This window comes from Alkalimonas mucilaginosa, assembly GCF_036327005.1.
Taxonomy (GTDB): domain Bacteria; phylum Pseudomonadota; class Gammaproteobacteria; order Enterobacterales; family Alteromonadaceae; genus Alkalimonas; species Alkalimonas mucilaginosa.
Window position 1 is genome coordinate 366,056 of sequence record NZ_JAUGZK010000004.1, and the last position, 14,355, is coordinate 380,410.

The 14,355-nt window shown below is 52.7% G+C and carries 11 protein-coding genes; 5 read left to right on the top strand and 6 right to left on the bottom strand.

All coding sequences use genetic code 11. The annotated features are described in order from the left end of the window. Position 1: 1 nt before the first annotated feature. Both QWF21_RS08035 and putA read right to left on the bottom strand, forming a co-directional pair. A complete protein-coding gene (locus QWF21_RS08035; protein WP_330087520.1) occupies positions 2-1,144 on the bottom strand; it encodes an HD-GYP domain-containing protein in 1,143 nt (380 codons plus the stop codon). Positions 1,145-1,214: 70 nt separating this feature from the next. Next, positions 1,215-4,985, bottom strand: a complete 3,771-nt coding sequence (gene putA / locus QWF21_RS08040) for a bifunctional proline dehydrogenase/L-glutamate gamma-semialdehyde dehydrogenase PutA (protein ID WP_330087521.1) — start codon at positions 4,983-4,985, stop codon at positions 1,215-1,217. Positions 4,986-5,129: 144 nt separating this feature from the next. Here putA and QWF21_RS08045 point away from each other — a divergent pair, with 144 nt between their 5' ends. Next, the gene (locus QWF21_RS08045; protein WP_330087522.1) at positions 5,130-5,615 is read left to right on the top strand and encodes a winged helix-turn-helix transcriptional regulator; all 486 of its coding nucleotides are present in this window, start codon (positions 5,130-5,132) and stop codon (positions 5,613-5,615) included. Between the two features lie 74 nt (positions 5,616-5,689). Here the strand turns inward: QWF21_RS08045 and QWF21_RS08050 are convergent, their stop codons facing one another. Then, positions 5,690-6,286, bottom strand: a complete 597-nt coding sequence (locus QWF21_RS08050) for a TIGR04211 family SH3 domain-containing protein (protein WP_330087523.1) — start codon at positions 6,284-6,286, stop codon at positions 5,690-5,692. Positions 6,287-6,439: 153 nt separating this feature from the next. On the opposite strand from QWF21_RS08050, the gene QWF21_RS08055 reads away from it, so the two are divergent. Continuing rightward, a complete protein-coding gene (locus QWF21_RS08055) occupies positions 6,440-7,369 on the top strand; it encodes a CYTH domain-containing protein (protein WP_330087524.1) in 930 nt (309 codons plus the stop codon). Further along, on the top strand, positions 7,369-10,164 hold the full coding sequence (gene glnE / locus QWF21_RS08060; RefSeq protein ID WP_330087525.1) for a bifunctional [glutamate--ammonia ligase]-adenylyl-L-tyrosine phosphorylase/[glutamate--ammonia-ligase] adenylyltransferase: 2,796 nt from the start codon (positions 7,369-7,371) through the stop codon (positions 10,162-10,164). The genes QWF21_RS08055 and glnE overlap by 1 nt, the downstream gene beginning before the upstream one ends. Here the strand turns inward: glnE and QWF21_RS08065 are convergent. The 3 genes from QWF21_RS08065 to tolC all read right to left on the bottom strand — a co-directional run bounded on the left by QWF21_RS08065 (position 10,161) and on the right by tolC (position 13,153). Next, complete coding sequence (locus QWF21_RS08065; protein ID WP_330087526.1) at positions 10,161-10,733, bottom strand: TcpQ domain-containing protein; 573 nt, start codon at positions 10,731-10,733, stop codon at positions 10,161-10,163. The genes glnE and QWF21_RS08065 overlap by 4 nt on opposite strands. A gap of 40 nt (positions 10,734-10,773) precedes the next feature. Next, positions 10,774-11,697 (bottom strand): LpxL/LpxP family Kdo(2)-lipid IV(A) lauroyl/palmitoleoyl acyltransferase, encoded by a 924-nt coding sequence (gene lpxL / locus QWF21_RS08070; RefSeq protein WP_330087527.1) that lies wholly within the window; start codon positions 11,695-11,697, stop codon positions 10,774-10,776. 127 nt (positions 11,698-11,824) lie between these two features. Further along, entirely contained in the window at positions 11,825-13,153 is a 1,329-nt protein-coding gene (tolC, locus tag QWF21_RS08075; protein WP_330087528.1) for an outer membrane channel protein TolC, read from the bottom strand. A gap of 115 nt (positions 13,154-13,268) precedes the next feature. Between tolC and nudF the strand changes: the two genes are divergently transcribed. Continuing rightward, complete coding sequence (gene nudF / locus QWF21_RS08080; RefSeq protein ID WP_330087529.1) at positions 13,269-13,913, top strand: ADP-ribose diphosphatase; 645 nt, start codon at positions 13,269-13,271, stop codon at positions 13,911-13,913. A gap of 2 nt (positions 13,914-13,915) precedes the next feature. Then, positions 13,916-14,353, top strand: coding sequence for a DUF1249 domain-containing protein (locus tag QWF21_RS08085; RefSeq protein ID WP_330087530.1), 438 nt, complete (start codon positions 13,916-13,918; stop codon positions 14,351-14,353). Positions 14,354-14,355: the final 2 nt, after the last annotated feature.

The following is a 14,355-nucleotide window of genomic DNA, read 5'->3' on the forward strand; positions in this document are numbered from 1 at the left end:
ATCAGAGGTAATTACTGGCTTGCAAGCCGTATTGCTCCAGATCTACACAGTAATCAATGTGCTCTTCCATGTGCCTGGCGAGGTCAATAATTTTGCTTGGTAAATGATGCTGATGTTGGCTGTGGTAGAACACCTTTACTTTTGGCTGAGTCGGTTTTTTAGGGTTATTTTCCAGCACCAGCGCCAGCTTACCACTATGAAGCTTCACCACACTGCCCGGCGGATATATGCCAATGCAGCGAATAAAGCGTTGGGTTAATTCGCTGTCGAGCTGCTCTGGCGTTTTCTCAAGGAGTTTTTTGCTGGCTAATTGCGGATTGATTGGCTTTTTGCCCGCAGGGTGTGACAGATTGTCGTAATGGTTGACAATAGCCAGCATGCGGGCACCTAAACTAATTTGGTTGTTTTTCAACCCTTTGGGGGCGCCACTACCGTCAAGATAGGCACAGTGCTGAGCAATCCATAGCGATACTTCTGCTGGTAAGCGATTGAGTGGTGCCAGCAGTTTCAGGCTGGTCTGGATGGCATCGGCATCACTGGTTGTTTCGCCAAGCGTTACTTTTCCCACATCATGCAACAACGCAGCCATAATCAAATCCTGCACTTTACCTTTTGATAGCTGCAGTTGTTGACCAAATGCCGCCATATAAACCGCACAATTAATGGCATGTTGCAGCAGTTGGTCACTGCTTTGAGCGATGCGGCTTAAGCACAGCAATACATCCTGATTGCGGCTGACTGAGTCGGCCAGCCCGCAACTGACTTCCTGAACCAGTTCGAGATCGATAGGCTGCTGGCGGCGACAGCTATCAAATAGACGGCTTTGTTTGCGCTGCAATTGTTGCCAGGCGCGCTCTGCTTTAGGCAACTCTGCAGAGAAATCGGCCCGCCCCCCCTGCGGATATTCGGAGGACTCACTGGTATCACTATCGTCAGATTGTCCGGATCCTGGCCGCAGGCTGAGATCGGCCAAATCCGGATCGATCCAAAGGCGTTGCACCCCTTTTTTACGGAGCAGCTCAATGGTTTTTTGGCTACGCACCAAACCGGCTTCTTTGATGAGCACATCGCCAGTTTGCTGACTAACGCGCACCACAAAGTCACCGGGTTGTAACTGTTGCAGAGATACTTCCTGTAATGCCATGGTTCCGGAGGTTCCTTAAACTACCTTACTACTGATTTATTGTAGCCTAGTAACCGGAATTTAACAGCAGTTAGATGTTATCTGCCATAGTCATTAGCGATGCATTTCCTCCAGCCGCAGTGGTGTTTACTGTAATGGTTTTTTCTGTGACAAGTCGGTGCAGTAGACGGTGATCAGCCGGAGTGGTGATCAACGGCAGGATGGCTCCTTCACGGCTGGCAAGCAATTCAGCGGCCAATGGTTTGATGGCCGTACCGGATTGCACGATAGCCCCAGCCAGTCCCGGTGCAGCCAATAAGGTGGTCATGCTGCTGAGCTTGATCACAGCCATCAAATGAACGGGCATACCCGCTTGCACCAGCGCTTTGACCACTGCTTCGGCTTCGGCCAGGTCTTGCTCTTCCACAGCGGTGATCACCGCATTACCCGCGGCAATGGCCGTCAGGGCGCTGAGCAGCCAGTGACTAAAATCAGCGGTGTCATCACGTAGCAAAGCCAGGGTGCCACGAGGTTCCAACCATAGGCTGTTGTGTTCACCGGTAGGGCCAGGCAGTTGGACGGGGTTTGCCAGCTCCTGTTCAATCAGTCGCAACTGACTGCGGGCGATGGAAATCACCTGTTCCAGATCCGGTTCCAGCTTAGCGACCACCGTATTGGAGGCCAGCGATGCCAGGAACTGACGCAGCACCGAGCTGCGCTGTACTATAGGCATTTGTTGCCAACTGGTTTGAGCGCTAGCGGCTGCCGGCATGGCATAGGCGACGGCACGGCTGGTGGTTTCTGCCAGCAGTTGTGAGCGCTTTTCTGCAGGCAGGGCTGCATCCTCAACTGCCAGGTTGTCTTTCACCAGTCGGGTTAGATAGAAAGGGCCACCGGCTTTAGGGCCAGTGCCCGACAAACCGCAACCACCAAAAGGTTGTACGCCGACCACTGCGCCAATCATATTTCGGTTAACGTAAATGTTGCCGGCTTTGATGGATTTGGCAACCCGCTCGGTGACCTCTTCAATCCGGCTGTGCACACCCATGGTTAAGCCATAGCCGGTGGCATTGATTTGTTCGATCACTTTATCTAGCTCTGGGCCTTTAAAGCGGATCACATGCACCACAGGGCCGAATACCTCCCGCTCCAGCAAGGTCAGATCGCTGATTTCATACAGATGTGGCGCGAAGAAAAAGTGGCGATCGCCTTCCGGGATAGGACAGGCGTAATGCAGCGTGGCTTTATCGCTTAAGTACTGCACATGGCTGCTCAGGCGTTCATGCGCTTTGGCATCAATCACCGGGCCCAGATCGCTGGACAAATAGGCAGGATCACCCACGGTTAGCTCTTTCATGGCGCCAACCACCATCTCGATCACCTGATCGGCAATATCTTCCTGCAGGAACAAGACCCGCAGTGCTGAACAGCGCTGGCCAGCACTCTGGAAGCCAGAGGCAATCACATCATCGACCACCTGCTCAGGCAAGGCGGTGGAGTCGACGATCATGCAGTTTTGACCACCGGTTTCGGCAATCAAAGGTACCGGCTCACCTTCACGTTCGGCTAATTTACGGGCAATCCAGCAACCGGTTTCGGTCGAGCCGGTAAACATCACCGCCTGAATACGCTCATCCGGTACAATATGCTCACCAACCTGCCGGCCTGGAGCAATCACCAGCTCCACCACGCCTTCCGGTAAACCGCACTGCTTCATCAATTCGACAGTACGAATGGCTATCAGACTGGTTTGCTCGGCAGGCTTGGCCACCACCGTATTGCCGGTGACGATAGCTGCAGCCACCTGACCTAAGAAAATTGCCAGCGGGAAGTTCCAGGGGCTGATGCAAAGAACCACGCCGCGTGCTTCGCTATCCTCCGGTAACTCCTCAGCACGGGCTGCGTAATAACGGCAGAAATCTACGGCTTCACGCACTTCGGCAATGCTGTCTTGCAGGGTTTTACCGGCTTCTTTGATGCAAATTGCCAGCAGTTCGTCCTGATGAGCTTCCAGCGCATCCCCCACTTTACGCAGCAGGTTGGCCCGCACGGCCACCGGGGTTTGTGACCAGGTGGCAAAAGCTTGCTGGGTTTTGCTAAGAATGGCCTGCATCGCCTCTGCATCGGCGTACTGGATGTAGCCAATCACTTCATCCAGATTGGCCGGATTGGTCACCGGCTGGCCATTCGCTGGCTGTTCCAGCTTGGCAATGAGGCTCAGCCAGGACTCCATCGCTTGCTTGATGGGGATCAACTGATCGCAATCGCTGATATCAGTGCCGCGTGAGTTTAACCGCTCAGCACCATAGACATCGGCGGGCAATGGGATCTGGCGGTTGCGTTTTTGCCGCCAGTTGCGCACGGTTTCTACCGGATCGGCCAGCAGGCTTTCCACCGGGATGGTCTCATCAATGATATTGTTCACAAAGGAGCTGTTGGCACCGTTTTCTAATAAACGACGAACCAGATAGGCCAGCAAGTCGGCATGTTCACCCACGGGCGCATAAATGCGACAAGGCACCTTATCAGCACTGACCACCTGATCGTACAGGGCATCCCCCATGCCGTGCAATCGCTGGAACTCAAAACCGCTGCGATCCGGTGCCATTTCCAAAATGGTGGCTACGGTGTAGGCGTTATGAGTAGCAAACTGTGGGTAGATGGTATCGCGATAGGCCAGCAGTTTTTTGGCACAGGCCTGGTACGACACATCGGTAGATGGTTTGCGGCTAAAGACAGGGAAGTCGTGCAAGCCTTCTACCTGACTTAGTTTGATTTCAGTATCCCAGTAGGCGCCTTTCACCAGTCGGACCATCATTTTTCGGCCAACGCTCTCTGTCAGCTCACGCAACCAGTCAATCACATGAATGGCGCGTTTTTGGTAGGCCTGCACCGCCAGACCAAAGCCTTCCCAGCCGTCCAGCGCCGGATCACTGAATACGGCTTCGATAATATCGAGCGATAGATCCAGTCGGTCGGCTTCTTCGGCATCAACGGTAAAACCAATATTGTACTGTTTGGCGGCTACGGCCAGTTGTTTCAGGCGTGGGATCAACTCGGTCAGTACCCGATCACGCTGAGCGAATTTGTAGCGCGGATGAATGGCTGACAACTTAACCGAGATACCCGGGCTTTTAAAGGGGCCTTTGCCAACTGCGGCTTTACCTATGGTGTCAATCGCCGTGAGATAGCTTTGGAAATACCGCTCAGCATCGGCCATAGTACGGGCGCCTTCGCCGAGCATATCGTAGGAGTAGGTATAGCCGCGCTTCTCCTGTTCTTTCGCGCGCTCTATTGCGCTTGCGATGGTGGTACCCATCACAAACTGAGTGCCCATGATTTGCATGGCGTAGCGGACAGCCTGACGAATGACCGGCTCACCCAGCCGGCCACAGGTACGCTTTAACAAACCAAATTGCTGGGCTTTGCGTTCATCGCTGTAGTTGACCATCTTACCGGTCATCAGCAGACCCCAGGCTGAGACATTGACAAAAATGGAGGAGCTGTTGCCAAGATGTGAGCTCCAGTTGCCTTTGGACAACTTATCACGGATCAGCCGGTCCATGGTGTTGTTGTCAGGCACCCGCAGCAGGGCTTCGGCCAGACACATCAGCACCAGTCCTTCTTCAGTCGAGAGCGAGAACTCATTCAGCAGTGCATCGACACCGCCTTTACCTGTTTGGGCTTTACGGATGGCCAGCACCATCTGGCGTGCCCGTTCCCAGGCGCGGCTGCGGGCGTTGTTGCCAATATCGGCTTGTGGCAGCAAAAACTCCAGCACCTGATCTTCATCGGCACGGTAGAAGTCACGAATGTGTTGGCGCAGAGGATTGGTCGCCTCCAGTGAGTCACGAAATAACATCAACAGCTCCCGCTAAAACCCAGTTCAAGTAGGATGCGCATTTTAGGAAAAAGTTGACCAAATAGGGTGGTTTATTTTGCGGTTAAACCGGATATAATTCGGCGAAATTGCCCAATCACCCAAAAAAATACTGTGAGCCCTGCCATGGTGAAAGTCCGGCCTCTTGATCGTATTGATATGAATATCCTGGAAACGCTGCAGCGGGAAGGGCGCATTTCCAATGTAGAACTGGCACGGCGGGTGAATTTAAGTGCCAGCCCGTGTATTGACCGGGTAAAGCGTCTGGAGCAGGAAGGTTATATAGAGCGTTATGGGGCCCAGCTCAATGCCAGCCGGCTTGGCTTTGGTACCACAGTTTTTATTCAAATCACGCTGGATAATACCACCAGTGATGTGTTTGATCGTTTCAAAGAGGATGTGTTAAAGATCCCCCATGTGGTGGAGTGCCATATGGTAGCCGGTGGCTTTGACTATTTGCTGAAACTACGGCTACCGAATATGGATGCCTATCGCATTATTCTGGCCGAAATTGTGGATTTACCTGGCGTCATTAAAAACCATACCTATGTAGTGATTGAGCAGGTAAAAAAAGACGAAGGGTTGCCGCTGAAAGCCAACGAGCAGTTGTAAACTGGCCTGTCTTTTGTTTCCATCACAACCAGGCGATGCTGGGAGGAAACTCGCTAAGACAGGCCTGACAAGCTTTACCAGCGCTCCTTGTTCTTCCGTCGTGGTATCAGCAGTGGCAGGATCAGACCCAACAGCAAACCAAAACCCAGAATGGCTGCACCCAGCACTTTGGGGTTTTGCCAGACCGAGCTGTGCTCGGCATCAAACTGCACTTTTAGCTGTTCATAGGCGGTATTGGCCACCTGCAGCTGATCACGCATCCGGTTGTATTCCTCGTTACGTGCCGACAGATCGCGACTCAGCTGCTGGTTTTGCTGCTGCAACTGACTGAGTTCCGATTGTTGTTCCGCCAATTGTTCATTCAGTTGCTGCAGCTGCACTGCCATGCCTGGTGTGGTTGACACATACTGGCCGGGTAACCAGCCGCGGCGATTGCCTTCAAACTGGATCTGTACATAACCTGAGTCGGCATCTCTGTCCAACAGCTGGACGGCATCTCCTGCATTAACGGTGCCGATAATGCGGTATTGGTTGCTTGGGCCGGAATGAATGTAAACAAACAAGGCATCACTGATAAAAGCAGGTTCTGCGGTGTTGCTGTAGCTGTGCGATGGGAAAAACAAAGCTACACTAAACAGAAGAGTACATACGAAAGCGGAGGTTCTGAACATGGGCCATCCTGTGACGGTAATCATTTGGTTTTACAGAGTTCGTATCAGGATGATAGGGAGTTGTGCTTGAATTGACAAGTCCGACAGGAAAAGTCTTGTTGGGGCTGACGAGTTATTTTAAGGTATCGAAACAACAACTGGCGGGAAAATGCGATGGCGATGGAAATTGAACTGAAGTTTTTGCTGCAATCGGTGGCTGCCAAGGAGTTGGAAGCCCTACTTAAACCTATGGTGCAGCAGCTCCAAAGTGCTGAGCCGATGCATCTGCTGAATGGCTATTACGACACGCCTGAATACTGGTTTCAGCAGCATGGCATGGGATTACGCAGTCGCCAGCAAGACGGTAACATCGAGCATACCATTAAGTTGGCAGGGAAACAGCATGGTGCTTTGCATGCCCGCCAGGAATACAATGTGCAAGCCAAGCAACTGATACCTCAATTGGCAGCTTTTCCTGCGGTTATTTGGCCAGAACACACCGATGTGCAGGTTTTGCAGCAACAATTGACTGAACTGTTCAGGACCGACTTCTGTCGTCAACCCTGGTTGCTAACTCTGGCACAGCACACACAAATTGAGCTGGTGCAGGATGAAGGGCACATTGTGACTGCCGATAGCCAGCAGCCGATCTGTGAGTTGGAACTGGAACTAAAAACCGGTGATGTCAGTCAGCTATTTGTACTGGCCCGACAACTGGTGACAGCTTTACCTCTGCGGTTGGGGGTGCAGTCCAAAGCTGAACGTGGCTACCGCCTGACAGGCTCAAAACCACTGCAAGTCAAGGCATTGCCGACAGAGGCTGGTCCGGCACTGTTACTCCGTCTGCTGCAACACAACGAAGCTTGCTATATGCAGGAGCAGAGCCCCGATGCCATGTTAACAGTCTCGTTGGCACTGAACCGAATCGCCCAGTGGTTGAAAACTGTCCCTGCCATGCAGCGCTGGCAGCCAATTTGTACTCAGCTCTCCGCTAAGGCTGCACAAAGTAAAGCTGATCAACAGCTGTTTTTTGGCTCCGACTACAATTTATTGCTGTTGGCACTGACTGAGTATTTCCTGAACGCTGAGCTATCACATCATTGATGAATGCACATGACAAAGCGCTGGCACTCTGCCAGCACCTTCCAGGTTTTACCGAACTGACGGAGCCACAGCAACAGCGCCTGGCTTGGTTGTGCCGCTGTAGTGCTTTTTTAGGCCGTTGCCTGCAGCAGCAACCGGAGCTAATGCCGTTACTGCTGGATGATGCTGTACTGGCCGCGCCGCTTGATCTGACCGATCCGCTGGCCGGCCTGGTGGAGCAGGATGAGGCCCGTGTATTTAAGGCTATTCGCCTGTTTCGGCATCGTAGCCTGGCTCTGCTGCTGGCGGCTGATTTAGTGCAGTTAAAGCCCATCGCCCAGGCATTGCAAGAAGTATCGGCACTGGCGGAGTGTTGTATCAACAGTGCCTATCACTGGGCCTATCAACAGTTAACCCCCCAGTGGGGCACGCCTTTGACGGACAATGGTCAACCGATGCCCTTGCTCATTTTAGGGATGGGCAAACTGGGTGGTGGTGAGCTCAACTTTTCCTCCGACATCGATCTGATTTTTACCTATCCCCATAATGGTGAAACCCAGGGGGGGCGCCGCAGTGTCGAGCATCATCAGTTTTTTCTGAGGCTCGGCCAGAAGGTGATCGCAGCCTTGCACCAGGTTACTGCCGATGGTTTTGCTTATCGGGTCGATATGCGGTTACGGCCTTTTGGCGACAGTGGGCCCCTGGTGCTGAGCTTTGCTGCGATGGAAGATTATTATCAGGAGCAAGGACGGGACTGGGAACGGTACGCCATGCTCAAAGCCAGGGTGATGAATCCGGATGGCCAGCACAGCACTGAGCTTAAGCAATTGCTGCGGCCTTTTGTTTACCGGCGTTACATTGATTTTTCCGCCATTGAATCGCTGCGCCGCATGAAGCAGTTGATTGAACAGGAAAACCGACGTCGTAATCGCAGCGATAACATCAAGCTGGGTGCTGGCGGTATCCGGGAAGTAGAATTTATTGTGCAGACGCTGCAGCTGATCCGTGGTGGTCGCATCCCACAATTACAAACGCCCTCTATTTTGCAGGCGCTGCCACAACTGACTGCGCACGGTTTACTGCAGCAAGACCAGCAACAGCAACTGACCAATGATTATCTGTTTTTACGTCGGATCGAACAGTTGCTGCAGGGGATGGACGACCAGCAAACCCAGACCTTGCCAGATCAGGCGGAGCAACAAGCCTGCCTGCTGGCCATGTTGCAGCTAGACGACTGGCCAAAGCTGCAGCAACAAATTAGTGATGCCATGGCCCGTATTCACCAGGAGTTTTTGCAGGTCATCGAACCGGAAGAGGCCGCTGAACCGGATGAATTACTGGTGGGCAGGCTGTTATGGGACAGCGGGCAAAGTGCGTCGGAGTTGGCCGAACAAGTGGATTGGCTAAGTGCCGAACAGGCCGGTAAGCTGGTGGCTCAGGTGCTGGATTTCCGGCAGGAGTCTCAGCGTCGCGCCGTAGGCCCCAGAGGCCGTGATTATTTGGCTCGTCTTATTCCGCAAGTGCTGCATTTGCTGGCTTCTAATCAGGCGGGCGTCTCAGTGCTGGAACGGGTACTGCTGGTGTTTCGCAGTGTGATGACCCGTACCGCTTATCTGGAACTTTTGTTCGAAAATCCTCCAGCCTTGCAACAACTGGTGACCTTGTGTAGCCAAAGTCAGTGGCTGACCGAGCAACTGGCTCGTTACCCGATTTTGCTGGATGAACTGATCGATCCGGCTCAGCTGTATCAGGTGCAGACCAAAGCAGATTATCAGGACAGGGTACGACAACGGCTGTTGCGTGTGCCGGAGGAGGACCTGGAGCTACTGATGGAAAGCCTGCGTCAGCACAAGCAGGCGCAGCAACTGCGGATTGCTGCAGCCGATATCAGCGGGGCTTTGCCATTGATGCAAGTCAGCGATCACCTGACCTGGCTGGCTGAAGCCATGATGGAGCAAGTGGTGGAGCTGGCCTGGCAGCAAATGGTCGCGCGTTATGGCTATCCGGCGGGTTTGGCGATGGGGAGCGACAAAGGCTTTGCGGTGCTGGCTTATGGCAAGATGGGGGGGCTGGAGCTTGGCTATGGCTCTGATCTGGATCTGGTGTTTGTGCACAATTGCGATAGCCTGGCGCCCACCTCAGGTGAGAAGGCCATCGACTCGCGGCAGTTTTATCTGAAGCTGGTGCAGCGTATTCTGCATTTATGCACCACCCGTACGGCCAGTGGTGTGCTGTACGAGGTAGATACCCGCTTACGACCATCCGGTAACTCCGGGCTTTTGGCCATTCATGTCCATACGTACCGTGATTATCTGGCGACCGAAGCCTGGACCTGGGAGCATCAGGCGCTGGTCAGAGCCCGTCTGGTTTATGGGGATGCCTTGATTGCCGGGCAGTTTGCACAGATCCGGGCTGATATTTTAAGCAAAGAGCGCGCAATGGCCAGTCTGCAACAGGATGTGCTCGGCATGCGCGACAAGTTGCGTCAGCATCACGGCAGTGATAACGAGCAACTGAAACACGCCAATGGTGGTTTGATTGATCTGGAGTTTATCAGCCAGTATCTGGTGCTGGCACATGCCTGCAAACACCCTGGGCTCTTCCAGTACAGCGACAATATTCGTATTCTGGAGGCTGCGGGCAAGGTAGGGCTTTTAACCCTGGCCGAAGTGGAAGCCTTGCAGCAGGCCTACCAGCTCATGCGGGCGGTGCAGCATCGCCTGACATTGCAGCCAGTACTGCCGCCGGAGCTCTCCGGGCTGGAGGAGGCAAAAGCTGCAGTACAGGCCGTCTGGCACAAGCTGTTTAAGGATTAATGCCGGCTTAAAGGCTGGCAGTTTTGCTGCACGTAAGTATTGGGTTGATCGGTAATGACCAATGCGCGTTCTTTATGGCAAAGATAACTGAGTAGAGGGCTCGGAAAATCTGGCTGAATGGCTGCGGTGACTTCCGTTATGGCTGCGGTCATGCTGCCATTGGTTTGAAAGTATTGTTTAACCACATAATCCCGCGGCAGTGTCCAGTACAGTACCAGCCCTTCTGCTTGCACATATTCTTCCAATTTTGTTTTAACGGTATCGCCTTCGCGAAAGCGACGGTCGGTTTCCCGGCCTTGCCACTGCTCAGTCAAAGGCGATACCTGCAAAGCCCGTTGCTGCAGCTGTTGCGTTAAGCGGTGGCTGGTATCGGGTAGGCTGATGACAAAGTCACTGAGCTGTATATCGGCAATGGTGCCACGGATGCGTTCGTAAAAACTGCTCAGACCCTCGGCTGCCCTATTGCTTTGTTCACGATCCAGGCTAAAAAAGTCGGGCCGGAACAGCAGCAAATACACCAATCCGGATAACAGCACTGTGATAATAAGACTTCGGATCCAGAACCACATACCACTCACCTTTTGTGCTTCGCCTTGCAAAGGCATTGTTTTAGTATAATCCCGGATCGTTCGGATTGGGACGGGTTTTAAAACGTCGGTGCAACCACATGTACTGCTGCGGTGCACGCAGTACCGCCTGCTCTACCCAGGCATTGATTCGGCGCACATCAGCTGCGTTGTCGCCAGATGGGAAATTGTCCAAGGCTGGCAGACATTCTATTTCGTAGCCCTGATTACCCGGTAACCGCCGGGTGTACACCGGTATGACCTGACAGTTGGCATTGCTGGCAAACAGCAGGGTGCCGGTAGTAGTGGCTGTTTGTTCGACCGCGAAAAACGGCACAAATTCGGCAGTTTTCCGACCATAATCCTGATCTGGTAAGTAAAAGCAGACTTCGCCATCATCCAGAGCCTGCAGCAGGGCTTTGACTTCACGCTTACCAATCATGTATTTATTCGCTTTAATGCGACCACGGTACTGCAACCAGTCCATCAAGGGATTGTTGTTGGGTCGATAAAAGCCGACGCTTGGCAGGGTAAAGCCGAAAATACGGCCTGCCGCTTCTAAGTGCAGCATATGCGAAGCCAGCAGCAGCACTCCTTTGCCGGCATTACGGGCTGCCTGAACGTGTTCAAAGCCTTTTAAGGCGCCAAACCGCTTTAAACGCCAGGCTGGCCACCACCAGCCGATGATGGTATCAAACAGCGCCCGGCCGCTTTCCTTAAAATTAGCACGCAGCAAGGCTTGCCGCTCAGCAGCGGTTTGTTCCGGAAAGCACAGTTCAAGATTGCGTCTGGCTACTTTGGCACGTGACTTCAGCAGTTTTAACAGCAGCAGGCCGATACCATCGCCAAGCTTCATCAATACTGAATACGGCAGCCAGCTAATCAGCCACAACAGAGCGCAGCCCAGCCAAATACCCCAGTAGCGTGGATGCAGAAAAGACCCTTGAAATTGCGGTGCTTTAACCACCCCAAACCCTCAGTTTGCCAGAAAGGGGGCTATTGTAGCGGAAAATAATGTTCAGACAAAAGGTTAGGGGCAGAAAACGAAGAACGCAGCAAATGCTGCGTTCTTAGGGCCTGAAGGTTGGTATGAATTACAACGTCAGAGCACGGTTAATATCGGCCAGGTCTTGCTCGGTCAGATTACCGGCTGCCAGCTTCAAATCCAGCACCGACAAGATGTAATCGTAACGGGCACGCGACAAATTGCGCCGGGCATCAAACAGGTTACGGGTACTGACCAGCACATCAACGATGGTGCGGGTACCGACTTCAAAACCCGCTTCTGTAGCCTTTAACGCACTTTCTGCAGAGACCACCGCTTGCTCCAGCGCCCGGATGGACGAGGTCAGGGCCCGCACATTGTTAAAGGAGCTACGCACCTGCCGCACGGTGCTGCGATAGGTTTGCTCCACCAGCTCACTGGTTTCAACGAAGTTAGCCTGGGCCACGTTGACGCCGGCGTTAGTTGCACCACCACTGTAGATAGGTACTCTGACAGTAATACCAATGGAGCTATTATCCTGACGCGGACCTGTACCTCGCTCTATAAAGTTCTGATCGTAACCCCTGGCTTTGCTGCTGCCAATACTGGCTTCCAGCCCAACGGTCGGCAGGTGGCCGGCACGGGCCCGATCAATTTCGATACGGGCGATTTCAAGCCCAATACGCTGAGCCTGCAGTTCGAAGTTGTTTTCTTCTGCAATGTTTAACCACTGTTGCGGTTCGGTTGGGTTAAGCGGTGCTGTGCTGAACAAATCCGTATTCAAACCGGCCAGCTCACTGTGGTAGCGGCCGGTGATTTCACGCAGTTGCTCCAGGGCAATCTCCAGGCTGTTTTCGGTGGCAATTTCCCGCGCTACCGCATTATCAAACTGGGCCTGAGCTTCATGCACATCGGTAATCGCGGTTAAACCGACGGCAAAGCGCTGCTTGGTTTGTTCCAGCTGACGCTCAATGGAGCGTTTTTCGGCTTGAATAAAGGTTAAGTCATCTTTGGCTTTTAACACATTGAAGTAAGCATCGGTAACCCGTACGATCAAGGCTTGAGCTGCACTGTTGTAAGATGTCTGGGCTTGTAATGCCTGCTTTTCGGCAATATCCAGGTTTTGCCAGTTGCGCCGGTCATATATGCTTTGGTCCAATTGAATACGACCACTGAGGGTGGTTCTGTCGTCACCAAAGGTCCAGTCACGCTGATCAGCCCGGGTTAAGCCAGTACTAAAGCCAATGCTGGGCAGTAAACTAGCTTTACTGATATCAATACGGGCTACGGCAGCATCACGACTGGCAGCCGCCCGCTGAATAACAGGATCTTTTTGCGTAGCCAATTGATAAACGCTTTGCAGATTGTCAGCAAGGGCTGGCAGACTAAATACGCCAAAAGACGAGCACAACAGGGTAGCGACTAATTTTTTATGCATGAGCAGGGGATCCTGAGTGAATCAAATTGGATAAATGATAACCTGTTCCAGTTTTACAGTGAAACTTAAAACCGTAAAGTTATCCCTTCAAATGTAACAGAATGTGAGTACGCTGATGTCAAAATTCAAGGCGATAAATTATCCATCATTTTCAGCAAAAGATGTAGAGATAAACGATAAAACCACGGTTTTTCAGGGTTTCTTTAAACTTGAACGCTATCAGGTACGGCATAAGTTGTTTGCTGGTGGCTGGAGCGACTGGATGCAGCGCGAGCTCTTTGAGCGGGGGCATGCTGCTGCAGTATTGCCTTATCATCCAGCCAGCGATCAACTGGTGCTGGTAGAGCAATTTCGCATTGGTGCGCTGAGGCGTGCTGCTGGTCCCTGGTTGCTGGAGATTATTGCCGGTATGGTAGCGCCAGGGGAAAGCATGGCTGAAGTAGCGATACGGGAAAGCAAGGAAGAAGCTGGGCTTATTCTGAGCGAACTGACCCCGATGCTGAGTTATTTATCCAGCCCTGGAGGGACAACCGAGCGTATCCAACTGTATTTTGCTACACTGGACACTTTACCGCAGGAAGGTGTGTTTGGCCTGGCTCACGAGCACGAAGATATTCGGGTGCATCTGGTACCACGTATGCAGGCCTTGCAATGGCTTGATGAAGGCCTGATAGATAATGCAGCAACTGTGATTGCATTGCAGTGGCTGGCATTGCATTATGAGCAGCTGTTTGCTGATAGCCAGGGCAGTTCGGAGTAACCATGACAGCGAAGCCAAAGTACCGGCCAAAACTGCCAGATTTTCTTAGCTTGTGCGAACGCAACTTTGCACAGCTGAATCCTTTGTTGCCTGCCAAGCTGGCGGTTGGTGAACGTCAGGTGATCGGCATGGATGATGCCAGTTATTTCCGGTTAGAAGTACTGGAGGTTTGTCCCTTCACCACTGTGCTGCGTATTGTACCATTGAGTGATCCTGCCTGGCCGGCACTGCAGCCTGCTTTTGATGTGCGCTTATACCACGATGCCCGGCTGGCTGAAGTCATCAGCTGCCATGGCCGACGTGGTTTCAAAGCCGTGTACGACTACCCGAATAGTGAGATGTTGCAACCGGATGAAAAACGCCAGGTCAATCGTTTGCTGAGTGACTGGTTGCGGCTATGTCGTCAGCAGGGATATCGGCCTGAGCCGGTACCGGGTTGATA